At 39.8% G+C, this 25514-nt stretch carries 26 protein-coding genes and 1 pseudogene; 18 read left to right on the top strand and 9 right to left on the bottom strand.

Annotated elements, in window-relative coordinates; translation table 11 throughout:
• The 8 genes and pseudogenes from KSK37_RS03155 to KSK37_RS03130 form a co-directional block, all read left to right on the top strand.
• A pseudogene (locus KSK37_RS03155) lies at window positions 1–263 on the top strand (hypothetical protein); the annotation flags it as partial.
• A 22-nt stretch (window positions 264–285) separates the two neighbouring features.
• Window positions 286–411, top strand: a complete 126-nt coding sequence (locus KSK37_RS14135; protein WP_281418143.1) for a hypothetical protein — start codon at window positions 286–288, stop codon at window positions 409–411.
• Between the two features lie 459 nt (window positions 412–870).
• Window positions 871–1071: a VOC family protein gene (locus tag KSK37_RS14020; RefSeq protein ID WP_246566185.1), complete on the top strand. Its 201-nt coding sequence runs from the start codon at window positions 871–873 to the stop codon at window positions 1069–1071.
• A 235-nt stretch (window positions 1072–1306) separates the two neighbouring features.
• Window positions 1307–1834, top strand: coding sequence for a hypothetical protein (locus KSK37_RS03145; protein ID WP_217199391.1), 528 nt, complete (start codon window positions 1307–1309; stop codon window positions 1832–1834).
• A complete protein-coding gene (locus KSK37_RS14015) occupies window positions 1835–2191 on the top strand; it encodes a hypothetical protein (protein WP_246566183.1) in 357 nt (118 codons plus the stop codon).
• Window positions 2095–2382, top strand: coding sequence for a GNAT family N-acetyltransferase (locus tag KSK37_RS14010; protein ID WP_343216972.1), 288 nt, complete (start codon window positions 2095–2097; stop codon window positions 2380–2382). Before KSK37_RS14015 ends, KSK37_RS14010 begins: the two co-directional genes overlap by 97 nt.
• 142 nt (window positions 2383–2524) lie before the next feature.
• The gene (locus KSK37_RS03135; protein ID WP_246566182.1) at window positions 2525–3052 is read left to right on the top strand and encodes a GNAT family N-acetyltransferase; all 528 of its coding nucleotides are present in this window, start codon (window positions 2525–2527) and stop codon (window positions 3050–3052) included.
• Window positions 3053–3147: 95 nt separating this feature from the next.
• A complete protein-coding gene (locus tag KSK37_RS03130) occupies window positions 3148–4107 on the top strand; it encodes a quinone oxidoreductase family protein (protein ID WP_088360358.1) in 960 nt (319 codons plus the stop codon).
• Between the two features lie 153 nt (window positions 4108–4260).
• On the opposite strand, the gene KSK37_RS03125 is transcribed toward KSK37_RS03130, so the two are convergent.
• Window positions 4261–5076: a helix-turn-helix domain-containing protein gene (locus KSK37_RS03125; protein WP_246566181.1), complete on the bottom strand. Its 816-nt coding sequence runs from the start codon at window positions 5074–5076 to the stop codon at window positions 4261–4263.
• Between the two features lie 125 nt (window positions 5077–5201).
• On the opposite strand from KSK37_RS03125, the gene KSK37_RS03120 reads away from it, so the two are divergent.
• The 5 genes from KSK37_RS03120 (at window position 5202) to KSK37_RS03100 (ending at window position 9006) form a co-directional block, all read left to right on the top strand.
• Window positions 5202–5768: a sugar O-acetyltransferase gene (locus KSK37_RS03120; protein ID WP_217199386.1), complete on the top strand. Its 567-nt coding sequence runs from the start codon at window positions 5202–5204 to the stop codon at window positions 5766–5768.
• Window positions 5765–6253 carry a cupin domain-containing protein gene (locus KSK37_RS03115; protein ID WP_217199384.1) on the top strand — a complete coding sequence of 163 codons (489 nt, stop codon included), beginning with the start codon at window positions 5765–5767 and terminating at the stop codon, window positions 6251–6253. Before KSK37_RS03120 ends, KSK37_RS03115 begins: the two co-directional genes overlap by 4 nt.
• 31 nt (window positions 6254–6284) lie before the next feature.
• A complete protein-coding gene (locus KSK37_RS03110; RefSeq protein ID WP_217199382.1) occupies window positions 6285–7031 on the top strand; it encodes an SDR family oxidoreductase in 747 nt (248 codons plus the stop codon).
• A 60-nt stretch (window positions 7032–7091) separates the two neighbouring features.
• Window positions 7092–8135 carry an alpha/beta hydrolase gene (locus tag KSK37_RS03105; RefSeq protein WP_217199372.1) on the top strand — a complete coding sequence of 348 codons (1044 nt, stop codon included), beginning with the start codon at window positions 7092–7094 and terminating at the stop codon, window positions 8133–8135.
• A 190-nt stretch (window positions 8136–8325) separates the two neighbouring features.
• Complete coding sequence (locus tag KSK37_RS03100) at window positions 8326–9006, top strand: DoxX family membrane protein (RefSeq protein ID WP_217199370.1); 681 nt, start codon at window positions 8326–8328, stop codon at window positions 9004–9006.
• Window positions 9007–9024: 18 nt separating this feature from the next.
• Here KSK37_RS03100 and KSK37_RS03095 read toward each other — a convergent pair whose 3' ends face one another.
• The 8 genes from KSK37_RS03095 to ychF form a co-directional block, all read right to left on the bottom strand.
• Window positions 9025–9780, bottom strand: coding sequence for a CPBP family intramembrane glutamic endopeptidase (locus KSK37_RS03095; RefSeq protein WP_217199368.1), 756 nt, complete (start codon window positions 9778–9780; stop codon window positions 9025–9027).
• A 144-nt stretch (window positions 9781–9924) separates the two neighbouring features.
• Window positions 9925–12531 carry a DNA gyrase/topoisomerase IV subunit A gene (locus tag KSK37_RS03090; protein WP_217199367.1) on the bottom strand — a complete coding sequence of 869 codons (2607 nt, stop codon included), beginning with the start codon at window positions 12529–12531 and terminating at the stop codon, window positions 9925–9927.
• On the bottom strand, window positions 12531–13019 hold the full coding sequence (locus tag KSK37_RS03085; RefSeq protein ID WP_217199366.1) for a hypothetical protein: 489 nt from the start codon (window positions 13017–13019) through the stop codon (window positions 12531–12533). Before KSK37_RS03085 ends, KSK37_RS03090 begins: the two co-directional genes overlap by 1 nt.
• A gap of 21 nt (window positions 13020–13040) precedes the next feature.
• A complete protein-coding gene (locus KSK37_RS03080) occupies window positions 13041–14924 on the bottom strand; it encodes a DNA topoisomerase IV subunit B (protein WP_217199365.1) in 1884 nt (627 codons plus the stop codon).
• 162 nt (window positions 14925–15086) lie between these two features.
• Complete coding sequence (locus KSK37_RS03075) at window positions 15087–16148, bottom strand: AI-2E family transporter (protein ID WP_217199364.1); 1062 nt, start codon at window positions 16146–16148, stop codon at window positions 15087–15089.
• 70 nt (window positions 16149–16218) lie between these two features.
• A complete protein-coding gene (locus KSK37_RS03070; RefSeq protein ID WP_217199362.1) occupies window positions 16219–18867 on the bottom strand; it encodes a cation-translocating P-type ATPase in 2649 nt (882 codons plus the stop codon).
• Between the two features lie 281 nt (window positions 18868–19148).
• Complete coding sequence (locus KSK37_RS03065; protein ID WP_217199361.1) at window positions 19149–19952, bottom strand: T9SS-dependent choice-of-anchor J family protein; 804 nt, start codon at window positions 19950–19952, stop codon at window positions 19149–19151.
• Between the two features lie 102 nt (window positions 19953–20054).
• A complete protein-coding gene (ychF, locus tag KSK37_RS03060; protein ID WP_088360266.1) occupies window positions 20055–21146 on the bottom strand; it encodes a redox-regulated ATPase YchF in 1092 nt (363 codons plus the stop codon).
• Between the two features lie 251 nt (window positions 21147–21397).
• On the opposite strand from ychF, the gene KSK37_RS03055 reads away from it, so the two are divergent.
• From KSK37_RS03055 to KSK37_RS03035, 5 genes are all read left to right on the top strand, one after another.
• Entirely contained in the window at window positions 21398–21763 is a 366-nt protein-coding gene (locus KSK37_RS03055; RefSeq protein ID WP_088360265.1) for a BlaI/MecI/CopY family transcriptional regulator, read from the top strand.
• Entirely contained in the window at window positions 21763–23532 is a 1770-nt protein-coding gene (locus tag KSK37_RS03050) for a M56 family metallopeptidase (RefSeq protein WP_217199359.1), read from the top strand. The genes KSK37_RS03055 and KSK37_RS03050 overlap by 1 nt, the downstream gene beginning before the upstream one ends.
• A gap of 57 nt (window positions 23533–23589) precedes the next feature.
• On the top strand, window positions 23590–24453 hold the full coding sequence (locus tag KSK37_RS03045; protein WP_217199357.1) for a GLPGLI family protein: 864 nt from the start codon (window positions 23590–23592) through the stop codon (window positions 24451–24453).
• An 88-nt stretch (window positions 24454–24541) separates the two neighbouring features.
• The gene (locus tag KSK37_RS03040; protein ID WP_088360262.1) at window positions 24542–24778 is read left to right on the top strand and encodes a DUF465 domain-containing protein; all 237 of its coding nucleotides are present in this window, start codon (window positions 24542–24544) and stop codon (window positions 24776–24778) included.
• A gap of 88 nt (window positions 24779–24866) precedes the next feature.
• Window positions 24867–25451 (top strand): C40 family peptidase, encoded by a 585-nt coding sequence (locus KSK37_RS03035; RefSeq protein ID WP_217199355.1) that lies wholly within the window; start codon window positions 24867–24869, stop codon window positions 25449–25451.
• Window positions 25452–25514 lie beyond the last annotated feature (63 nt).

The raw sequence follows: 25514 nt of genomic DNA, 5'->3' as shown, positions 1-25514 counted from the left end.
ACATTCCCACACTACACGGAAAAATCTTTGAAGGGATTTTCCCTATGTGGAAATTTGCAAAACTGTTACCCTCAAAACAAACAAAATCAAACTTAACTTTTACAATTTACTGTCCAAACTTTGGGGGGAACTATATTTATTATATCGCAGAAAACATCAGAAACAAAAACGTGAGCTGTGTGATGAGTTTCTGGAATAACGATCAGATCAATCCCGGCACTAAGCTTCCGGCGCTTTTAGAAAAGTTTATCAGTGTGAATTGATTGTATCCCCTAAATGATGAATTTGAAATTCACAAAAACAATTACATATGGAGAACCGTTCTTTATTCAGGACATTAATATCTGGACGCAGGAGTGGAAATCTACAGGAGAAAAGATCGATGTAAAAGATCCCATTTACCATCGGTAATTCGTTTTTGATATTTTCGAACTCGACAGCAATGGCCAAATAATTCGATTTGCAGCAGGTGAATTTTAGAATGCTATCTGGGGAATTTATGAACCTGAAGATTCACCATCACTGTAATCAATGACGAGAAAAACTTTTAAGCGGGATTATATAATTTTGATCTCTGATTTGCAAAAAACCTGTTGCTTTAAACACCAACTTCGTGCAAGAAAATCCTGAGAAATATAAAGAATTATTTAAAGTTTGGAATTTTACTAAACAACCTTAAGTTTACAAACCTATAATACCATGGAAGAAAGCAAACCAACATTTAAATCACTAAGAACTTTTATTGGTTCTGTGAATTTTGAACTATCGCAGGCGTTTTATAAAGATTTGGGTTTTGAGGAAAGGAATATTTCGGAAAATATGTGTTTATTTATTAAGGGTGATATAAGTTTTTAACTTCAGGATTACTACGTGAAAGAATGGCTGGAAAACACAATGGTTCTGCTGGAAGTAGAAAGCGCTGCCAATTTCTGTCAATATTTACAGGAACTTGAACTTGACAGAAAATATGAAAATGTAAAAGTAATTCCCGTGCAGCAAAACGATTGGGGAAACGAATGTATGCTCATTGATCCGTCAGGTGTACTTTGGCATTTTGCGGAATTTAAATAACAGATTTAAAAACGGCAGCTGATTATATCGATTTTGTAAAATGTGTTTTAGTATAGTATGAACTTTTACGCTATCCGATTCCAACTTCTTTATCAGCTAACAGGTACTTTTTTCGAAATCACCAAATTTTGAGATTTTATATTGATTATTTTAATAACTTAACGATCTGATAAGTATTGGCAGCGCTTTCGCAAAGCCTCTTCGCTTTATGTAATTTTTCAAATCGCATTTAACTATGATCAATTTTGAAACATCAAATTCTCCTTTCTTTATAGAAAATAAAAGTTATGTAGAAGACATTCAATCGCAACTTGAGGACTATAGCCCAAAGTTTAGCGGTTTCTGCAATGCTTATGGGTATGATGTCGATATCAAATTGATACGCACCGTATATCCGGCCACCATTAAGCTTTATAAACATCAAAGCACCCAAGCCGGATCCCTGAAACCAATTTATTCTGTTGACTTTTACAAAACCGAAATTGGATTAAGTAAGATCTATAAAAATGATATCGTAAAGATTGGGAAATCTAAACTTCATAGAATTTTTACGAGCTCACTGAACAAACAATTTCTCCCCTCTCCTTTCTATATAACAACTTCGAAAGAAGGAATCTCTGAGGAAGTAATCGATTTTATAAAACAATATCAGGTAGAAAATCTCCTTCTTGAAAATCAAAAATTGAAAGTTACAATACCCACAAAAGTAAAAGATTTCGCAATCCTGGAAACTTTAGAAAGTTTAATAAAAAACAGTATCTAAATGTCTCACTATGCAGGGCCAAATACAACCAACGAAATGAAACTTCCACCATACGAACAATATCCAAGTATTTCAGACGCAAAAATAGTGTTGAGACAGATTCAGTCTTTCGACATTCATGATATTATTGAAATTTCATTCTATAACGGTGTTCGGGCTGCCACACTGGAACAAGCCATAGAAATGCAGGCTAAAATAGATATGGACTACCGCAACGGAAGTTCAATTCACTGGGGTATTGCAGACCCACTAACAGATAAATTGTCGGTACCTGCGGATATTATCGCGGGCTGGACCAAGGTGAAGGTGAACTGGGCTGCGTTCTATTGCCTCAATACCGCGGACGGGGTTATATGACTTCTGCCCTTTCATCAGCCATTGAATTCGGACTGAATACTATCGGACTGAAACGCATCTGGGCAATTACCAGTCAAGAAAACAAAAAAGCAATACAGCTTATTGAAAACCTTAACTTTATAAAAATTAAAGATTTGGACGGCGATGAGGTTGAATATGAATTGAGGCAAGATTTAAGGATAACCGAATAAGCATAATGCTTGTTTTGTTATACTGATAAGTACGAATTATAAAATCCCGGCAAGTTGAGATCCGCGGTCTTTTCTCTACAATTCAACACTTTTGCGTTGAATGCAAATAATCTTTATTTTTGAGCATTATAAACTGTATTTTTTGAAAAATAAAAAACAACTCCCTTTAGTGATTTTCAGTAACAGACTGATATTGCTGCCATTTACACTCGAAATCTGTGAAGAAATTTTAAATGGAAACTTTGATATCACCTACAGCATCGGATTAAATAAAGGCAGAAACTGGCCCGATTCGGACATTTTAGAGACGCTGCCAAGAATAATTGCCAATTTATCGAAAGTAAACTCGCCTACCGGGTTCGAGTCCTGGATGATTGTAAAAAAGGAGACTAATGAAATTATCGGAGATATCGGTTTCAAAGGTTTCGACGCATTACATCACAGCTGCGATCTTGGCTACGGGATCATTGAAACTGAAAGAAGAAAAGGATATGCGGAAGAAGCCTCAAAATGTTTGATTGATTGGGTCCTGAATACTGACTCATCTATTGATATCACCGCTTCCACTCACCTCGGCAATACCGGATCAATAAATTTGCTTCAGAAATTAAATTTTATAGAAATTAAGCGGGATAGCGTATTTAGATACTGGCAATTAGTGAAGAACTAAGGCTCAACCGGACTGATATAATGCGGGGCGATCTGGTAATTGCCTAAAATGTCAGACAAAACATCATCAAATCATGTAATATCAATTTTATTAAAATGAAAGCATTAACATTCAGTAAATTCGGCGGTCCAGAGGTTTTAGAATATATTGAAACTGAAAACCCCAAAATATCAGAGCACGAAGTTTTGGTAAAGATGGAAGCGATCGGTTTGAATTACGCTGATATTTACAGAAGGAAAGGAAATTATCACCTCAAAGGAAATCCGCCTTTTATCGCGGGTTATGAAGGTGCAGGAATTGTGGTAGAATCTAACAGTACAAAGGCCAAAGCAGGTGACCGTGTGGCATTTGCTGATGTTCCGTTTGCCAATGCAGAATTTGTAAGGGTGCCGGAAGAACATATTATTCCGATCAGTGAAGATATCAGTTTTGATCTGGCTGCCTCTGTTTTACTGCAGGGTTTAACCGCTCAGTATCTGTCGGAAGACAGTTTTAAGGTGAAAGAAAATGATGTGGTTTTAATACACGCCGCTGCAGGAGGTGTAGGTCAGATCCTGACACAGATTTGCAAAATGAAAGGCGCAAAAGTTATAGGGCTGACAAGAGATGAAAGCAAACTGCTGATCATTAAAAACAATAAAGCGGATTTTGCGTTACAGCTCAATTCAGACTGGACTCAAAAGGTAATGGAAATTACCAGTGGAAAGGGTGTTGATGGTGTTTTTGACAGTGTCGGTTCAACGCTGATGCAAAGTTTTGAGGTCACCAGAGAATGCGGTACTGTAGTTTTTTATGGGATGAGCGGCGGCGATCCCGAACTCATCAACCCAAGAATGCTGATGGACACCAGTAAAACATTGACCGGCGGAGATCTGTGGAGTTATCTCAATTCCCCTGAAGAAAGAATCAGAAGATCAAAACAGTTATTTGAGTGGATCACAGAAGGCAAAATTGTTATTCAGGAACCCATTAAGTTTAAACTGTCGGAAGGAAAAAAAGCCCACGAATATTTAGAAAGCGGTAAAAGCTCCAGTAAAGTTTTATTGATTCCCTGAAATTAGGAATTTCCAAATTCAATACTACTCTATTCTGCCTTGTTAAAAACCTAAACTGTTTTAAAATCTGAGGAACAAAAGCTATCGGCGTAATTTTATTGCCGCGGTAAAGCTTATACCATCAAGAATCTTATCAGCAGAACATTCCATGACCTAATTGATCCGGTTTCTATATTCGCTTGGACTTACTCCCAAAAGTTTTTTTACATACCGTGTAAAAAACGAATGGCTGGAAAAGCCCATCTCATCAGCCAGTTCCGAAATATTAAGGTTTTTGTTTTCCAGCAGCAGGATAATACGGTCTTTAGTGTAGCGCTGTATCCATTGTGATGCGGTGATGCCTGTATTGGCTTTGCAAATCTGATTAAGATATTTTGGGCTAATGTGTAGTCTGTCGCTGTAAAACTGCACTTCCCTATTCTTCATGCAATGGAGCTCCAGCAGATGTACAAAGCGTTCGTACAGGGTGCCGCTCTGCAAAGTACGGCTGCGCCGCTCCAGCTGATCCATAAAAACATCCCACATTTCTAAAATAAAAAGCTGCATCTGCAGTCTTAAAATCTCCTTATAAAAACGGTTACCGGTTTCCAGTGATTTGGCGTAAAGGGACTGAAAATTCTTTAAAATCCGATCCTTATTAATTTTGTCCGGATGCAAAACCGGATTAATTCTATGATGCAGAATGGCATCTGTAGCCGTATTGAGATTGGGATAATTATCGGAAAGCAGCTGCTTATCGACAAACAGAACGGTTGCTTTAAAAGTTCTGGAAAATGATAATCCGGAAACCGCATTATCGGCTAGCCAGAAAATAAATTCGCCCGCTTTGCAGACAAACGCCCGTTCATTGAAAACAAAACTTATGCTTCCGCGCTCACAATAAATGTGGGTATGGTAATGTTTCTGGAAGTCTTCGGGAAATTCTTCGCTTCCTGAGGCTTTCAGCATGATGATTTTTGGGTCTTCCATAACCTGTATTCAGTTCCAATTAATCCGTATGCTAAAATAGGTAATATCTGACATTTTTACTGTACTATATGTAACAAAATTACGACAGACTGTTTTTAAATTTGCATTATCAATAACAGCAAATAATGGAAACACAGGATATTTTTGAAAGATTAAGAAACGGAGAAACTATTTCTTCAGGTGATCCCCAGGCCTATAAAATGCGGGACGCATCCTTTGCCACCAAAGCCCTTCTGCTTAAAATGAACAGCAGCGCAAACCCAAACGAAATAAGGGAAATACTGAGTGAAATCACAGGAACTGAAATTGATGAAAGTGTAACGGTGTTTACTCCACTACACATCAATTACGGAAAGCACACCCGCATCGGTAAAAATGTATTCATCAATTTTGACTGCGTTTTTCTTGATTTAGGCGGAATTACTATCGAAGACAATGTTCTCATTGCTCCAAAAGTAAGTCTGCTTACAGAAAGTCATCCGCTGGATCCCACTGACAGGCAGTCCCTGATTCCCAAACCCATTTACATTAAGAAAAATGCGTGGATCGGTGCCAATGTAACCATTCTGCAAGGAGTAACTGTAGGAGAAAATGCTGTGGTGGCAGCCGGATCAGTGGTTTCTAAAGATGTTCCTGATAACGCAGTGGCAGGCGGAATTCCGGCAAAAATTATCAGAGCAATATCAATATGAAAACCTTAGCAATCACCCTTTCAATGATCATAACAGGAACGATAATTTCCTGCAGTCAAAACAAATCAACAATGGACAATACCACACAAGAATTAACCGCCATTTTCCCGAAAGGTGAAAAAGGATCAAGTGAAACATTTACCGGAAATGCTTATCCAACGGGGCTAGTAGATGCAGACAGCGTTTACAGCACTTTAGTGGGTAATGTTTATTTTGAACCCGGTGCAAGGAGCAACTGGCACAGTCATCCTTCGGGTCAGATTTTAATTATTACCGACGGAATTGGCTATCATCAGATCGAGGGAAAAGAAATTGAGATCATTAAAAAAGGCGATATTGTAAAATGCCCGCCCAATGTCCGTCACTGGCACGGTGCAAGTGCTAAGGTAGGTTTACAGCAGTTATATATCGTTCCGAATACCGATAAAGGAATTGTTACCTGGAACGAAGAAGTGACAGATGAAGTTTATCAAAGTGTACAATAAATTTTAAATAAAAAATTAAACATCATTAATAATGGAAAATAATATCAAAGATAAAGTAGTAATTATCACCGGTGCCAGCAGCGGAATGGGCGAAGCAGCCGCGAAACATTTAGCAACGCTGGGAGCAACCGTTGTTCTGGGCGCAAGAAGAGCTGATAAAATTGAACAGTTAGCAAAAGGCATCAATGCAACCGGCGGAAAAGCTCTTGCAGTAACAGCGGATGTCACTTTTCTGGAGCAGGTAAAAAAACTCGTTGATACTGCTGTAGAAAAATTTGGAAAAGTAGATGTGATTTTGAATAATGCAGGTATAATGCCTCTGTCGCCAATGGACAGAATAAATGTGGAGGAATGGAATACCATGATTGATGTGAATATTAAAGGCGTGCTGAATGGTATTGCTGCGGTTCTTCCGTATATGAAAGCGCAAAAGTCCGGTCAGATTATCAATACCTCTTCTGTAGCCGGTCATAAAGTATTTAATGGTTCTGCGGTTTACTCTGCCACAAAATATGCGGTCCGTGCACTAACGGAAGGTTTACGGATGGAAGTGAAAGCCTATAATATCCGTACCACGATTGTCTGTCCGGGAGCTGTGAAAACAGAGTTGCTGGATCATATTTCCGAAGCGGATATTCAACAGGCGAACAAAGATTATGTAGGTGAAGTAGGAATCAGCCCTGACAGTTTTGCACGCGTTGTGGCTTTCGCCATCAGCCAACCGGAAGATGTTGATATTAACGAAGTGATCTTCCGTCCCACAGCGCAGGAATTATAAGCCAACATAAAAGGGAATGCGAATGATGAATGGAAAAATAATTAAAAAACAACTCAAAATATGAAAAATACAGTAATGACAGCATTGGCCTTTCTGATGATTTTCAGTCAGGCATTTGCCCAAAATAAAAATCAGGATTCAAAACCAATGGAAACAACAGAACACTATACTTTTAAGCTCAGCGATAAAGTTTCAAGACAGAAAGTCTCTTTTAAAAACCGTTACGGAATCACGCTTTCCGGCGATCTGTATCTTCCCAAAAATGCCGGAAACAGGAAATTAGCCGGTCTTGCAATCGGCGGACCTTTCGGTGCTGTAAAGGAACAGTCGTCCGGTCTCTATGCGAATCAAATGGCAGAAAGAGGTTTTGCTGTTGTGGCATTCGACCCTTCGTATACCGGTGAAAGCAGTGGCGAACCGAGAAATGTTGCGTCACCCGACATCAATACTGAAGATTTCAGTGCGGCGGTTGACTTTTTAGGACTTCAAAAAAATGTGGACAGAAAAAAGATCGGGATTATCGGGATCTGTGGTTTCGGAGGTTTTGCACTGAACGCCACCGCTGCTGACAAGCGCATCAAAGCGGTTATTGCTTCCACAATGTACGATATGACCCGGGTGATGTCTAAAGGCTATAATGATGTGGTGACGCTGGAGGAACGTACAAAAACACTTGAGAAATTGGGCGAACAGCGTTGGAAAGATGCTGAAACAGGCACGTTTGCTTACGGTGCTAAATTAAATGACGATCTGAAAGGCAATGAACCTCAGTTTATAAAAGAATATTTCGACTATTACCGCACGCCAAGAGGATATCACGAACGTTCAGTGAATTCAACTGGCGCATGGACGGCTACTAATGCTCTGTCATTTATGAATATGCCCATTTTAAGTTATATCAAAGAAATTTCGCCACGACCTGTTTTAATTATTGCGGGCGAAAAAGCACATTCACGATATTTCAGCGAGACGGCATTTCAGAATGCGAATGAACCTAAGGAATTGGTTATTGTTCCAAACGCTGTGCACGTGGATCTGTATGATAAAGTAGCTATTATTCCTTTCGATAAAATGGAAGAATTCCTGCTCAAAAGTTTAAAATAGCAGCACCATGAAAAATTTGCTTTTCATATATTTAATTTTAACCGCGATGTCCGTCTGCAGGGCATGTACAAAACGATGGCAGGAAAATTTCTGACAGCAGAATCCCACATCTTACTGCAGTACCGCAAGACTTTATCTGACAGCCCTTTATCAATGTAACAATCAGCCGAATCCTATCGACTAACCGTTTATGAATTATGAAAAGTTAAGAGAAAACAGGTTCAACCAGTGGTTTATGGTACATCTGCGTTATCTGCTGGGAGTTGCATTTATCCCATCAGGCTATACCAAACTTATCGGAAACCGGTTTACCCAGATTTCAACGGATCATCCTATCGGGTACTTTTTTGAAGGGCTGTATCAGTCCGGTTTTTATTATCAGTTTATTGGATTTGCACAGCTATTGGCGGGATTCCTTTTGATGACTCAGCGTTTGGCCACTTTTGGAAATTTAATTTATTTCAGTCTGATCACCAATATCTGTATCATCACCATTAGTCTGTCCTTTAAAGGAACATGGCTGATTACTTCACTGATGCTGTTTGCGTCCACTGTACTATTGATCTGGGATTATCAGAAACTTAAACCGATCTTTTCCTACCCTTCTGCTTCAAGAATCAGTGCGCACACCGAGACATCAGTTTACTGGCAAATTACAGGGCTGGTTTATTTTTTACTTTTTATCAGCTTCTCTATTTTTGACCTTAATACAGCTTTGAAAGGTTTTGTCGCAGGCTTAATTTTTATAACGTTCGCAGTTACGAATACAGTTACCTATTTAAGATACAGAAGGAATAAGAAAAATGCCGATGAAAGCAACCGTGATGAGATCAGTTCAGCATCGTCTATTGAGGGCGGAGAGGTTCAGTGAAAAACGGAGCTCTTCCCGCTACATGCCGAATCCCGGTTCTCTCTTAAATCCGGTCTGTCTGGTGGATAACAGCATTAATAAAAAGAAAAGTCCCCATACCGCTGCCAAAACCCAACTATCTCCGCTGTGGCTTACTAATGATACGATTTTGAAAAATGCACCTGAAGATTCAAACATGATATTGGATCCCCAGTGTATCCCGAAAGCCATCCATAAAGACTTGGTAAACCAAACGGCTGATGCGAGCAGCAGTCCGAGTAAAAACAGATAGGTAATCACCGCAAAGCCATCATTCAGACGCCAAATGTGATTAAGGACAAAGATTGCTGACGAAAGTAAGATCCATGGAGTTTTTCCCATTTTATTTCCCAAATGTGCATACAGATAACCGCGGGTCAGAATATCTTCAGCGACGGAAGGAATGGCTGTCATCAGAAGCAGCATAGGAAGCTGCGTCACCACCGACTGAAGTGACTGCTGAAAAGTGATATTCTCAAATCCCAGAAACGATGAGATCAAAAGCGAAAGGGAAAATCCTGCGATCCCGATCAAAAGCCCTTTCAGCAAACTGATCAGCCATCTGTATCTAATGCCTAGTCCGTAGCCTCCGAGGCCTTTCCATCCTTGTAAGAAAGCCAATACCAAGGCAACAACTAAAAATCCGATTTTAAAGACGGCCATTATCCAGAAGTCCGAATAAAACTCCGGAAAATGATAGATGCTGAATAACAGGATAAATCCTAAAACGAAAAATAACAACGCTTTTCTTTTCATCTGCTTATTTTTGATGGGGTGTATATATGCAGCATCTTGGTTTGGATCACATCTTTTTGACCATAATTTTATTCAGGCAGACTAGAGACTTTGTTTTAGCGTCTTCTAGAACCTGAGTTAAAATCTTTAGAATTAAACCCAAAATTACTCTTCCTCAAACAGACTTCCAATTGTACCTTCATCAGGGAAATCGCCGTCTTTTACGTCTTCATCGATGAAGCTGATATGGCCTTCCGTGCTTTCCACCACATCAAAACCCGGATTTATTTCCTCAGCCGGTTCAGGAATGGTGATGTTGATGGATTTTACCTTATCTTTTATAAACTGGTTTCCGATGGCTTTAATTCCTTTTACCGCGATAAACTCATCAATATTGATGGTTTCAGGATCCTTTTCCTTGCCTTTGTCTTTGGCAAAAATGATTTCCGCGGTGGCATTGTCAGCCACAATCACCTGCTCGATAAAGGATTTTGGGTGGTCTGAAGGCATGAAATTCTGAACATTCGTCGTGTTTTCCAAAAGGAAACGTTTGATGAAATAAATCTGCTTTTCGCCGTCAAAATAAATAGCGGTAATCGGCTGTTCCGGTTTCCATTTTTCAAGAATCAAATAGTCGTCATCAAAACGGCTCATCAGATCAAATGAAATGAGTTTTGCCTCACCCTGAGAATTGACGGTTAAAATTCTGTCGTCGCCTTTAAAAGTTCCCAGTAAGGTTCCGCGCGCATCAGCATTTAATCTTCTTACCGTATCATCGAACCAGATTTTTCTCGGTGCCAGCGTAGAATGACCTTCTTCCTTCATATCTACTTTTTTCACCGCATATTTGGTGACCAGATTTCCTTTGGAATCTCTTCCTTTAATCGCCAGTTCAGAGAAATCGATTTCGATTTTATTCTTTCTTACTCTTGCATTAGGTTTTAATATCACCGTAACCAGCTCCGCTTCACCATTCGGATTTGCAGAAAAATAAAGCATCTCTGAGCCTTTTTTATCTGAAGCCAGTTTATAATCGGTATTTCGGGTGACGCCGGTTACCGAAAAACGCTTCATATAATACGGTCCTTCCCTGCCTTCGCGGTAAATCATGTTGTAAACTGTGCGCTTGTCATTCTTTTTCCAGACGGCGACGTGCTCTATATTTTTTCCGATAAAGGTTTTGGCTTCCACTTTTACCACTTTCATGGTACCGTCTTTCTGGAAGGTTATGATGTCGTCAATATCAGAACAGTCGAACAGATACTGGTCTTTTCTAAGTGAAGTTCCGATGAAACCTTCCTCAAAATTAGCATAGAATTTTTCGTTTGCCACCGCCACTTTGGTCGCATCAATGGTATCGAAAACACGGAGTTCGGTTTTACGCTCTTTTCCTTTGCCGTATTTTTTCTGGATATTCAGGAAATAATCAACAGCATAAGCAATCAGGTTTGCCAAATGGTGTTTAACCTGCTCAATTTTGCCTTCCAAGGCCAGCAGGTTTTCAACTGCTTTATCCTGGTCATAACGCGAAATCCGCATAAACGGAAGTTCGGTTAATTTCACGATATCTTCAGTGGTTACTGTCCGCAGAAGATGTTTGGTAAAAGGTTTCAGCGCTTTGTCTACGGCTTCATACACTTCTTCTTTTGAAGATTTTCCTTTGATTTCCTGGTAGATTTCGTTCTCGATGAAAATTTTCTCCAGACTTGCAAAATGCCATTTTTCCTGAAGCTCGTGAAGTTCAATTTCGAGTTCCTTTTTGAGGAGCGAAACGGTATGATCGGTATTTCTTCTTAAAATTTCTGAGACTGTTAAGAACTCCGGTTTGTCACCAACGATCACACACGCATTCGGGGAAATGGGGATTTCACAATCGGTGAACGCGTACAGGGCGTCAATGGTTTTATCGGGAGAAACGTCGTTGTTCAAAAGAATGTTGATTTCAACCTGATCAGAAGTATTGTCTTCGATCTTTTTGATCTTGATCTTTCCCTTTTCGTTGGCTTTAATGATGGAATCAATTAAATCACCGGTGTTTTTACCAAAAGGAAGTTCAGTGATGCAGAGCGTGTGCTTGTCTTTCTGAATGATTCTGGCTCTGGCACGGATTCTTCCGCCTCTTTCGCCGTCATTGTAGTTGGAAACATCCAGCATTCCGCCGGTAAGGAAATCGGGATAGATTTCAAATTTTTTACCTTTTAAATGTGCGATGGAAGCATTGATCAGTTCGTTGAAATTATGAGGCATTATTTTCGTCGAAAGTCCCACTCCAATCCCTTCCACACCGGATGCAAGAAGCAGAGGGAATTTCACCGGCAAATCGATCGGCTCGTTATTTCTGCCGTCATACGACTTGCTCCATTCAGTTGTTTTCGGATTGAAAACCACTTCCAAAGCGAAAGGCGTTAACCTCGCTTCAATATATCTCGCAGCCGCCGCGGAATCTCCGGTATAGATGTTTCCCCAGTTTCCCTGCATGTCGATAAGCAACTCTTTCTGGCCGATCTGCACCATGGCATCGGTGATCGAAGCATCTCCGTGAGGATGATACTTCATGGTGTTTCCTACAAGGTTGGCAACTTTGTTATAACGGCCGTCTTCGAGTTCCCGCATGGAATGCATGATTCTACGCTGAACCGGCTTGAAGCCGTCAAAAATTGAAGGAATTGCCCTGTCTAAAATTACATAAGAAGCGTAATCTAAAAACCAGTCCTTATAAAGACCGGAAACCTTTTTCAGGGATTCTTCGTGGTGATTGTCTAGTTCTTCCATCAACTGTTATTCTCTCTCTTTATTTCTTGGTTCGTTTTTATGACTTTGCTTAACGAAATTTTCAGGTCGTTCAGTTCCTTTTTCGTTAAATAAGATACATCATATTTTAAAATGATGCGATGATTCTTTTTGCTTGAAATGGTAATGAATAATCTTTTAAAAATTACCGCATTTATAATTTCATAGCTCATGAGTTTATACTTTGGAAACTCATCACTGATGGGTTTATCAAAAAACATCAGCACATTTCTGTTCTTGAAGTTCAGCGCTTCCCCATCGCTGTCATATTCAAAAATCTGTCTTCCTCTCACATAAAAAATACAGAGGAAAACTGCAGGCACAATGATTAAGAAGACGCTTTCAGAGCCTAAAATATCAAACCTGTATTTTTCTAAAGTAAAAGCAATAACACCAAAAAGGAAAGCGAGTAAAAAAAGCGTTCCGAGGAAATTATAGCGTCCCTGCTTGTTTCTGTTGTTAAGTCTCATGAAACTGTTTTTCTTAAGAAGTTATAAAACTTCTTCCGCCATTATTTCTTTCTTTTCAATATCAGGATCTTCAACAACGAGATTCTGAAGGATAAACATCTGCCTGTCCGGCGTGTTTTTCCCCATATAAAATTCCAGAAGCTGGTCAATGGTCTGGTCTTTTCCTAAAACCACCGGCTCCAGACGGATATCTTTGCCGATAAAATGTTTGAACTCGTCCGGAGAAATCTCACCCAAACCTTTAAACCTCGTTATTTCAGGATTTTTCCCAAGTTCATTTAAAGCTTTAACCCTTTCAGTTTCCGAATAGCAGTAGCGCGTTTCTTTTTTGTTTCTCACCCTGAATAAAGGGGTCTGCAAAATATAAAGATGCCCGTTTTTAATTAAATCCGGGAAAAACTGCAGAAAGAAGGTGATCATCAGCAGACGGATGTGCATACCGTCCACATCGGCATCGGTAGCAATAATAACGTGGTTGTAGCGCAGATCCTCCAGGGAATCCTCAATATTTAAAGCGGCCTGTAACAGGTTGAATTCCTCATTTTCGTATACTACCCTTTTGGTTAATCCGTAACAGTTCAGCGGTTTTCCTTTGAGGGAGAAAACAGCCTGGGTTTCTACATCACGGGATTTGGTAATAGACCCGGAAGCAGAATCACCCTCGGTAATAAAGATCATCGTTTCAGCCTTTCTTACTGCTTTCTGATCGTTATAATGTTCACGGCAGTCGCGGAGTTTTTTGTTGTGAAGGGAAACCTTTTTTGCTCTTTCACGCGCCAGTTTCTGGATGCCCGAAAGTTCTTTTCTTTCCCTTTCGGAAATGATGATTTTACGGTGAATAGCTTCCGCAATTTCCTGGTTCTGGTGAAGGAAATTATCGAGTTTGTTTTTAAGGAAATTCGTAATGAATGTTCTTACCGTTTCTTTTCCCGGCTCCATTTCGTTGGAACCGAGTTTGGTTTTGGTCTGCGATTCGAAAACCGGTTCGATGACCTTAATGGAAACCGCTGCGATAATCGATTTACGGATATCTGCAGCTTCAAAGTTTTTATTGAAATATTCGCGGATGGTTTTTACATAAGCTTCCCTGAAAGCGTTAAGATGCGTTCCGCCCTGCGTAGTATTCTGTCCGTTGACGAAAGAAAAATAAGTTTCAGACTGTGATTTGTCGGAATGCGTGATCGCCACTTCAATATCTTCGTCTTTCAGATGAACGATCGGATAAAGTATTTCCCCTTCCAGCTCTTCCTGCAAGAGGTCGCGCAAACCGTTTTCAGAAAAATAAGTTTCGCCGTTGAATACTATTTTCAAACCCGGATTCAGGTAGCAGTAATTTTTGAGCATCTTTTCGATATACTCTTTTCTGAACTTAAAATGGGTGAAAATGCTGCCGTCAGGAATAAAGGTGATCTCGGTCCCGTTTCTGTCGGAAGTATCAGCTTCAGGAGTGTCTTTAGTAATAATTCCTTTTGAAAACTCTGCGACTTTTGCTTTGCCTTCACGCACAGATTTTACGCGGAAGTATTCAGAAAGTGCATTTACGGCTTTGGTTCCTACTCCATTTAATCCTACTGATTTTTTAAAAGCTTTGGAATCATATTTACCGCCGGTATTCATTTTAGAAACCGCGTCAACTACTTTTCCCAAAGGAATCCCACGTCCGAAATCGCGGATGGTTGCTTTGCCCTCATCAATTTTGATTTCAATCCTTTTACCGGATTTCATCACGAATTCATCGATGGAATTGTCGATAATTTCTTTGAGCAAAATATAAATACCGTCATCGGCAGAAGACCCGTCTCCCAGCTTTCCGATGTACATTCCCGGCCGAATCCTGATATGTTCCTGCCAATCGAGGGTTCTGATGTTATCTTCGGAATAATTTACAGTGTTGTTTTCGCTCATATTAATGCAAAAGGCTTTTAAAATTCAGTAACTCACAAAAATAGCGAAACTAAGTTTATATTAAAAATTTTGTGGAAAAATAATTTCTCAGAAAGTGCTGTGTAAAAGACTCCTCCCAATTTTTTGGAGTGAAAACAGAAAATCTCACAGTGAAGACGATTATTAAGCTGCAGTTGGACCTGCATCTTCCGGAGGTTTATTTTTATTCAGACTTTTTTCTATTTTAAAAATTTTGAACAGCATCCCCGGCAGCGACAGCATTACCGGCCCAAAAACCAGTCCCATGACTCCAAAAATCTTCAGTCCCAAAACCACACCGAAAACCGTAATCAGCGGATGAATATCTGCCATCTTTTTCAGCAGGGTGAAACGCAAAACATTATCAATCCCTCCCACTAAAACAAAACAGTACAGCGTAAGCAGCAGCCCGCCGTTTACATCACCACTGGCAATCTGATAAACACAGACCGGGACATAGATAAACATCGTACCCAAAACCGGAACGATAGAGGCTGCACCGGTCAACAATCCCCAGAAAACCGCGTTGTGAACCCCAAAAACAGAATAGCCAATAATCGCAATGACGCCCTGCGCGAAACCTAAAACAGGAATTCCGTAGGCGTTTGATTTGATGAGCGCAGCAGTCTGCGATATGAAAAATCTCTTGCTCTCCTTAGAAACAGGCAGCAATTCTTTAAACCGCTCTTCCATGGTTCTTGCATTGATGAGCATAAAATAAAGAATGAAAAGCGCCGTAAAAATATTGGCAAAACTTTGGCCTACCCACTGCACCGTCGACGGAATATAGGAAATTACCCTGTTGATAAGCCTTAGAACCCTGTCATCCGAAAAAGTAATGTCAAAACGTTTGAAGAATTCATTATTTTCAAGCAGCACGCGGATCGAATTGAATTTATCCAAAATAGCGTTACGGTCACTGAGAAACTCATTGATTTTCGGGATCAGAATTTCCAAAATAATCCACAGCGGAATAGCGAAGGTGATGATGATTAAAAATATAATCAGGGCAATGGAAAGGTTTTTATTCCGCTTTTTCTCCTCGACCAGTCTCAGATAAAATTTTCTGGTAAGCACATAAAGCGTTATTGCACCAAGTAAGCCTGATATGAAGTACTTCAGCTCAACCAAAATAATCAGAATGAGCAGAACCGCAAGGAACAGAATGGCTTTCTGGATATTGACTTTCTCAAACAGTTTTTGCATGTCTGTGAATTTTACTCAAATTTAAGAAACATTGCGCGTTTTAACTAAAACTTCTCTTTGAAGCTCCTATTTAAATACGTTTAAAAACAGCTTTATAAAGTTCAAGTAATGCAAGTGGAAGAAGACCGAGAATTGTGGCCATCATCCAGCCTTTACCATCAAGCATATGAAGTTTAAAAGCTTCGCGCATTACCGGAACAATCAGTACCATAACCTGCAGTAAAACACCGATGATTATAGCCCCGACCAAATACATATTGCTGAAAACCCCGATCTGGAAAACATTTTTCCTCATATTCCTCAACCCCAAAGAATAGAAAAGCTGAGCAAACACTAAAACCATGAAAGCTAAAGTTCTTGCATTTTTTACCACTTCTTCCGGTACGTCTTTATCCAATGGCAGATAACCCATTTCATAATAGCCATACCAAAATGCTAAGAAGGTGACCAAACCAATAAAAATCCCCATGATGACAGCCAAAACGCCGGTACCGTCGGAAAAGAAATTTTCTTTCGGATCACGGGGTTTTTCTGCCATCACATCAGGATCAGCTTTGTCCATCCCCAAAGCAATGGCCGGTAATGAATCGGTGATCAGATTGATCCACAAAAGTTGGGTAGCAATAAGCGGAGAAGCCCATCCAATCACTAACGCCAGCAACATCACCACCACTTCACCAAGATTACAGGTGAGCAGAAATATCACCGATTTTTTAATGTTGCTGTAGATATTTCTTCCCTGTTCAATGGCTTTTACAATGGTGGAGAAATTATCATCCGTCAGAATCATGTCTGCTGCACCTTTTGCCACATCGGTGCCTGTAATTCCCATAGCGACGCCAATGTCTGCGGCGTTTAAAGAAGGGGCGTCATTCACGCCGTCACCGGTCATGGAAACGATATTTCCGTTAGCTTTCAGAGCGCGCACGATCTTTACTTTGTGTTCCGGTGACACACGGGCATATACCAGATAGCGATCCAAATTATTCTTTAAATCTTCCTCACTGTAACCATCGAGTTCGGGGCCGGTAATGACCTGCGAAATATGCTGTGCGATTTCCAGATCTTTAGCGATGGCAAAAGCAGTATTGCGGTGGTCGCCGGTAATCATTACGGTTTTTATTCCTGCTTTTCTGGCGAGTGCAACGGCAGGTTTTACTTCATCTCTCGCGGGATCCATCATGCCTACAACACCAAGGAGCACCAATTCCTCCTCCATTTCTTCGGGTCGTGTTTCCCGGTTCGCAGGTCTGTACGCCAGAGCCAAGGTTCTCAATGCGTGATCCGACATCTCCCGTGCTTCTTTGCTGAAATTTTCCAAGTCAGATTTCGTAATATCACGGATTTCCCCATCAATAAAAATTTTAGTGCATACTTTACTCAGGCTTCCCAAAGCTCCTTTTGTGAAAACCTTGTAATCCCCATCTTCTTCCCTTACGAGAACTGACATCATTTTCCGGTCGCTGTCAAAAGCCTTTTCATTGATTCTTTTGGTGTTTTGGCTTAAATATTTCCTGTCAATATTAATCGTATCACCAAGAACCAAGAGTGCTATTTCGGTAGGATCACCAGTCGAATCACCGTCTTCGAGTGTTGCGTCGGAACAGAGAATCATTCCTTTTGCAAGCAGTTTTGCGGAATTGGGAATCTCATTTTTCCGTTGATTATCCAAATCGATAAGTCCATCCGCCGTAAAAATTTGGGTGACAGTCATTTTATTCATGGTCAGAGTCCCTGTTTTATCGGAACAGATGACATTGACCGAACCCAGCGTTTCTACCGCAGGAAGTCTTCTGATAATCGCATTTTTCTTTGACATTGAGGTAACTCCAATCGAAAGAACCACCGCCACAATTGCCGCCAAACCTTCCGGGATTGACGCAACTGCCAGAGAAACCGCGGTAAGAAACATTTCAGCCAAATCCCTGCCCTGAAACCAGGAAAGGATAAAAATAAATGCGCAGATGCCTACTGCGATTTTCCCGAGCAGCTTTCCTAAGTCATTCAAACGTTTTTCCAGCGGCGTTTTGGTAGATTCTTCGTTATCGATGAGGTGGGCAATTTTTCCCACTTCGGTTTTCATTCCGGTTTCTACCACAATGCCGGCGCCCCTTCCGTAAGTCACGACCGAAGTCATGAAAGCCTCGTTCTCGAGGTCGCCAATGGGAGTTTTTGGATCCCTGTAAACTTCTTCCGCTTTTTTGTTTACAGGTAAAGATTCACCGGTAAGCGCGGATTCCTCGATCTGAAGATTGGCGGTTTCGATGAGCCGGAGATCGGCAGGCACAATTCTTCCCGCTTCCAGAATCACAATATCACCTGGAACAAGTTCAGAACTTTCGATTTCTTTGGTATGGGAATCTCTTTTTACCAATGCTTTCGGTGACGACATATTCATCAGGGCTTCGATGGCTCTTCCGGCTTTCACCTCCTGATACACACCAATGCCCGCATTAATCGCTATCACTAAAACAATAATCACTGAATCCACGTATTCGCCCATCAGAAAAGTAATAACGACAGCAGCGAACAAGACGTAGATCAGCCAGTAATTTAGCTGTGAAAGAAAAATCTGAAAAACACTTTTCTTTTTTTTCGCTTCCATCTGATTGGCACCATAATGTTTTTTCCGTCTGGCAGCTTCCTGTGAAGAAAGTCCGGTTTCAGGATTTACATCAAGTTCTCTCAGCGTGTCTTCTATTGATTTAGTAAACCACATCGATTATTTTTTTTCGTGGCCGAATTCCGGGCAATCCTACCTGAAAGTTTAGATGTTTGTTTTTTCAGGAACGGACTGCTTTGTTGTGTTTGCTTTAACTTTACAAAATACTAGAATTCAGCAACAAACAAATATATCGAATTTAAGGGGAATTATTAAAGATTCTGCTAAAAATACGGCGTGCTCAATAACGATTACTAAATAGCAAAATGTGGATTAACCTCTACTTGATATCCATAAAAAAACGGGCTGAAGCCCGTCTTTAAAGTCTTGAAAAAGATTTATTTTTTAACAAATTTCTGGGATGTAATTTCATTTCCAGAATGGATATTTAAAATATAGGAACCTGCAGAAAGCGGGCGTACATCGATTTCAGAAGATTTGGTTTCTTTTACTAACTTACCGCTTAGATCAAAAATCCGTACAAGATCAACTTTTTCAGCATTTTGAATTTTAATAAAGTCTGAAGTAGGATTTGGATAAATCTTTGCTTTATTTTTAATGCTATTTCCGACTCCTAAACGGGGGATTTGGTAAATCTCCACATCATCGAACCCGATAAAAGCAACATCAGTACAATTATAATGACGTAAAACCACACGGACATCCTGACCTGCAAACGTAGATATGTCTACCGTTACATTTTTTGCCGTTTCGGTGTAGCCTGCATCTAAAGTTTCCTCAAACACAGGAAATTCAGAGCCGGAGAATACTTCGGTTGCAGGAATAATATATACCGCATAATGCTCTTCAAAAACTGTTTCATCAAAGGCCCCAACTTTAAATTTTAAATAAAGTAGATCAGAAGTGACTGGCAAAGTAATTGGAGGACTCGTCAAGGTATTATCCGGGGTAAACGCTTCTAAAAACCAAGACCAGGAAGTCGCAAATCCACCTGTAAAAGCCGGCATGCCATCACTTTCTGCGTTATAAAATTCCCATTTCTCTCCATCTCCGTCGCGATCCACATTCTGCCATAAAGCCGCAGTTGCAGGTTCAAAGTTTTCCTGAAAAATTGTCGTCGTCTGCCCGTAATAAAAAGCGCCAAGCCCAAGAGCCGAAGCCAAAAATAGTTTTTTAATCATAATTAATTATTAATAGTATAATTGCAAATATATCATTAAAAACAAAAAAAGCTTACTGGTAAATCAGTAAACTTTTTCGTATAGTGTAAATTCTGTATCTATTTAAACATTGAATCGGAAATGCATCACATCGCCGTCTTTTACAATGTATTCCTTACCTTCAACCCTCATTTTCCCGGCTTCCTTTACTTTGGCTTCAGAACCATAGGTTACAAAATCATCATAACCGATTACTTCTGCACGGATAAATCCTTTCTCGAAATCGGTATGGATTACTCCGGCGGCCTGCGGTGCCGTCCAGCCCTGACCGATGGTCCAGGCACGAACTTCTTTTACTCCGGCAGTAAAATAAGTCTGAAGTTTTAATAAATCGTATGCTTTTCTGATCAGTCTGTTAACGCCGGGCTCTTCCAAACCAAGCTCTTCAAGGAACATCTGTCTTTCTTCGAAAGTTTCCAGTTCGTTGATATCGGCTTCAATCTGTGCAGCGAGAACTACAACTTCAGCGTTCTCTTTTGCAGCCATTTCTTCTATTTTGGCAATCCATTCATTACCGTTTTTAATGGAATTTTCGTCCACATTACAAACGTAAAGAACTGGTTTATTGGTCAGTAGCTGAATTTCAGAAATAACAGACTGTGAGAAATCATCCATTGGAAATTCTCTCGCATTTTTACCGTCTTCTACAAATTTCTGCAGGTTCTGTAATGTTTCGTAAGTCAGAACATCTTCTTTCTTTCCGGATTTGATGAATTTTTTCGCCTTGTCCACTGCTTTTCCGATCGCTTCCATATCTTTCAGCTGCAGTTCGATATCGATGATTTCTTTATCTCTTAAAGGATCTACAGAGCCTTCAACGTGAATAATGTTTCCGTTTTCGAAACATCTTAACACATGAATAATGGCTTCACATTCGCGGATATTGGCCAGAAACTGATTTCCCAGACCTTCGCCTTTGCTCGCGCCTTTTACCAGTCCGGCGATATCTACAATCTCCACTACCGCTGGTAAAACTCTCTCGGGATTCACCAGTTTTTCAAGTTCGAATAATCGCTGATCCGGAACTGAAACCGTTCCTAAATTAGGCTCAATGGTGCAAAACGGATAATTTGCCGACTGTGCTTTGGCGTTGCTTAAACAGTTAAATAAGGTTGATTTACCTACGTTTGGTAATCCTACGATTCCACATTTCATACAGAACTTGTTTGTTTATTATTAAATGCCTTACTCAGTTGGTTTACCGAACTGCCTGTGCATCATTAAAGTGTGCAAAGATAAGATTTTTAGCCTAATTTCCGTAGGAAAATACAAAGTGTTGATTTCATGCAGGTTAAATTTTTATGACTGATTTTCAGCACCTTAAAAGAATTCGCTCTTTATAACTATAAAAATAGTTGTACAATTGAAATTAATCGGTACATTTGTATCACTAAATATTTAGTGATATGCAGATTACTCAATTAACAAAAGCGGAAGAACAGGTAATGCAGTATCTGTGGGAAATTAAAAAAGGATTTCTCAAAGATGTGCTTGAGCTTTTTCCTGAACCCAAACCCCATACCAACACCGTTTCTACAATACTTAAAGTGTTAAAAGAAAAAGATTTCGTGGATTATGAGGTGCATGGCCGACAGCATGAGTATTTTCCATTGGTTTCGAAAGAAAAATACAGCGGAAAATCAATGAAAAGCCTGGTGAAAAATTACTTCGAAGGTTCTTATAAAAATGCAGTTTCATTCCTTGTCGAAAAGAACGAAATGAGCGTAGAAGATCTGGAATTTCTTTTAAATGAACTCAAAAACAAAAGCTGATGGAAACGCTCTTTATTTATCTGATCAAAGTTTTTGTGTGCTCGGGTGTAATGTTTCTGTACTATAAACTGTTTCTAAAGGACAGGACTTTCCACCATTATAACCGTTTTTTTCTTTTGGCTGTTTTGCTCATCAGTATATTGCTGCCATTTTTGAAAATCAGTTATTTTACGATAGCAGTAAACAGTAATATTTACCTGTTAATAAGCAAGATACAAAACTTTAACACCGCAAAAACTTTAAACAATGATTTCATTTATTTTCAACTTGCTGCTCTCGCTTTTGGATTGGTTTCTGTCTTTTTTCTGACAAAACTTATTTTCGGAATTATTAAAATTGACCGGCTCAAAAAGGAATTTACGAAAGAAAATTTCGAGGGAATCAATTTTTACCACACCAATCTGCAGGAAGCCCCTTTTTCCTTTTTCCGGAATCTGTTCTGGAAAGATTCCATCCCTGTACAGTCAGATTTAGGACGTCAGATCCTCAAGCACGAGATGGTTCATATTGAACAGAAACATTCGCGGGACCGCATTTTTGTTGAAATCATTACCGCTTTGTTCTGGTTCAACCCTATTTTCTATCTCATCAAAAAAGAAATCAGTTTAATACACGAATATCTGGCTGATAAAAAAGCCGTCAAAAATTCGGACACAAGAGCATTTGCGCAGATGCTTTTAGCCAGTCACTTTTCCGGAAAAGAGTTTCAGGCGGCCAGTCCGTTTCTCAGTTCTAACCTCAAAAAAAGATTAACAATGCTAAAAAAATCAAAAACCAAATACGGTTATGCGCGCAAGATTCTCGCATTGCCACTGCTTTTCGCCGTTACTTTCATTTATATGATCAGTGCGAAAAACAAAGAGATTGCAGCTACCAATCAGGAGATTGTCAATTACGTTTCCAGTCTTAAAGCAGATACCATTCCGCCACCTCCACCTCCGCCGGCACCCGTTAATGAAGAGCCGCCCGGGCTTCAGGAAATCCAGAAGCAGCTTCAGATAAAAGAAAAGGAACTGAAACCGATGAATGATGTGATCATTAAAAAAAGTGAGGAAGCCCAAAAACTCAGCGCAGAAATGCAGCTTAAAAGCAAGGAGCTGGAAAAACTGTCAAAGAAAAACGGTTTCGACAGTCCCCAGTATAAAAAGCTTGAAAAAGAAATGAATCAGCTTGGGGATAAAATGAATCTGATCTTTGAAAGTGAAGATTTCAAAACTTCCATGAAAAACCTGGATTTCAATTATGCAGAAATGGATAAATTATATGCTAAGGTTGATCAATATTACAATTCTGACGAGTTTAAGCTTAAAATAAAAGATGCAGAAGCCCGTGCGAAGGAAGCAGAAAAAATGGTGAATTCTCCTGCATTTAAAAGAAAAATTAAGGAAGCAGAAAAACAGGCTTTACTGGCTGAGAAAAAGATAAACTCTCCGGAGTTTAAAAAAAGAATTGAAGAAGCGGAAAAACGCGCTGCCGAAGCAGCAGATAAAGCGGTAAATTCCATTGAATTCAAAAAGAGAATTCAGGAGGCTGAAGAAACTGCAAAACTGGCTGCCGAAAACGCAGGTTCCAAAGTCATCATTCTGAATAGCAATGGAAAAAACGGAAATTCAGATGCTGATAACATCAAAATTTTCATTGACGGAAAACCTGTCACCAAAGCAGAAATGGAGAACTTATCGCCGGACCGCATTGAAAAAATGGAAGTGTACAAAAAAGGAAATTCCGGCACTAAATCCGGAGAAATCTATATCACCACTAAGAAATAACTCATCCTAAACTGCCGGAGTTTAAAAAGCTCTGGCAGTTTTTATTAAAAATCATATATGAAAAAATACTTTCCCCTTTTCCTGTTAATCTGCAACTTCTTTTTTGCTCAGAATCAGCGTTTCAGTTATGAATATCAGTTCGTAAAAGACACGCTAAATAAACAGGAAATTTCCAAAGAACTGATGAATCTTGATATCTCCAAAGACGGTTCCAGCTTTTACAGCCGTGACGTGCAGGTTTCAGACTCGGTGATGAATGCTTATTTTGAAAAGCAAATCAAAACTTCCGGCTCAATGAATGTGGATATGAAGATGATGTCGCAGCGGAAAGGAAGCGTGAGATACAAAATCTTTAAAAAATATCCCGATTTTAAAACAACTGCATCCGCCAGCATCGGAATAGATTCTTATAAAGTTGCCGATGACCGGAAACTGCTCTGGAAGATTCTGCCCGATCAGAAGAAAATCGGTGAATTCAACGCACAAAAAGCAACTACAGAATTTGCCGGAAGAAAATGGGTCGCGTGGTTTTCTACTGAACTGCCGTTTCAGGACGGACCGTACAAATTTCACGGCTTGCCGGGACTGATCATAAAACTTGAAGATCTTACAAAAACACATCAGTTCGAGCTGATCGGTGCTTCAAAGTTTACGCCTGTTGCTGAGAAAGTTTCCGAATTTACAGGGAAAAAGAAGGAAATTGAAATCAGTCAGAATCAGTACCGGAAAATCTTTTTGGAAGACCGCAACGATCCTGCAAAAGTCATAAAGCAGGCATTGGCCAACGGAGCGGTTATTCAGCTTACGGATCAGAACGGAAATATGATCTCTACCTCAGAAATGATTAAAAATAAAGAACAGGGTGCCAAAGCAAAAAACGCAAAAGACAATAACCTCCTGGAACTCGATCTGCTGAAGTAATCTTTATAAATTCCTGACAATTTTCATATCGATATTGAAAGATATTTTCCTTAACTTTAGTTTACTAAAAATCCAAACATTTAAAGTCATGGAAAACCACAATTTAACCCACGAATTTCCTGAACTGGAGGAAAAGATCAATGTGCTAAAGCTGAATGATGACGGTTTCAAAAGAATGTATGTGAATTATGAAGAAGTAAACGCACTCATTCAGCACTACGAAGAAGGGGAACAGAATCACACGAGTGACGAACATTTAACAGATTTACGCAGAAAAAGGGTTCATTTAAAAGACCATCTTTACACTTACCTCAAGCAGAACTAGACTTTACATTTTTTTTACATATTACCAAAGCGGCTTCATCAGTCGCTTTTTTTTGGCATCTTATTTTCTGTGTTCTTCAAAAATTAATTTGAAATACCTTTCCCTCATATCGCTTTTCTTCCTGTTTTCCTGTCTCGACAAAAATGAGATTACACAGCTTAAACATCAATATTCTGATTTATTCAGCAAAAAAGGCTCACCCGATTCCGCAGAAGTACAGACTACCGCTGATCCTCAGGAAAATCCCAGGGCAATACCTTCCGAAGCCTCGGTAACACGCCGGGATGAAGTACTGAAATTCGCTTACCAATATCTTGGTACTCCTTATATATATGGTTCGGCAGATCCGAAAACCGGTTTCGACTGTTCCGGGTTTATCAATTATGTGTACAGGCATTTCGGTTACGACGTTCCGAGGTCATCTAAAGATTTTCTTAATTTCGGCAGAGACATTCCTCTGGAAAAGGTAAGAAAAGGAGATTTGCTTATTTTTTACGGCACTGATACCGAATTACGGGAAGTCGGTCATATCGGTATTGTTTCCCGCGCTGCGGGTGCTGATTCCGAATTCATTCATGCTTCCAGCGGTAAAGCAAACGGTGTAACGATTTCGGCGCTGTCCTCTCCGCATTATACTGCAAGATTTGTGAAGGCAATCTCTGTTTTGGATTGATTTCTAACTTAAATCCAACCAATTTTTCCCCTCTAAGACAGTGGTACATAAACCAGAATTAAA

The sequence above is a fragment of the Kaistella soli genome (assembly GCF_019038595.1).
Lineage (GTDB): Bacteria > Bacteroidota > Bacteroidia > Flavobacteriales > Weeksellaceae > Kaistella > Kaistella soli.
This window is presented reverse-complemented; position numbering and strand designations above follow the sequence as displayed.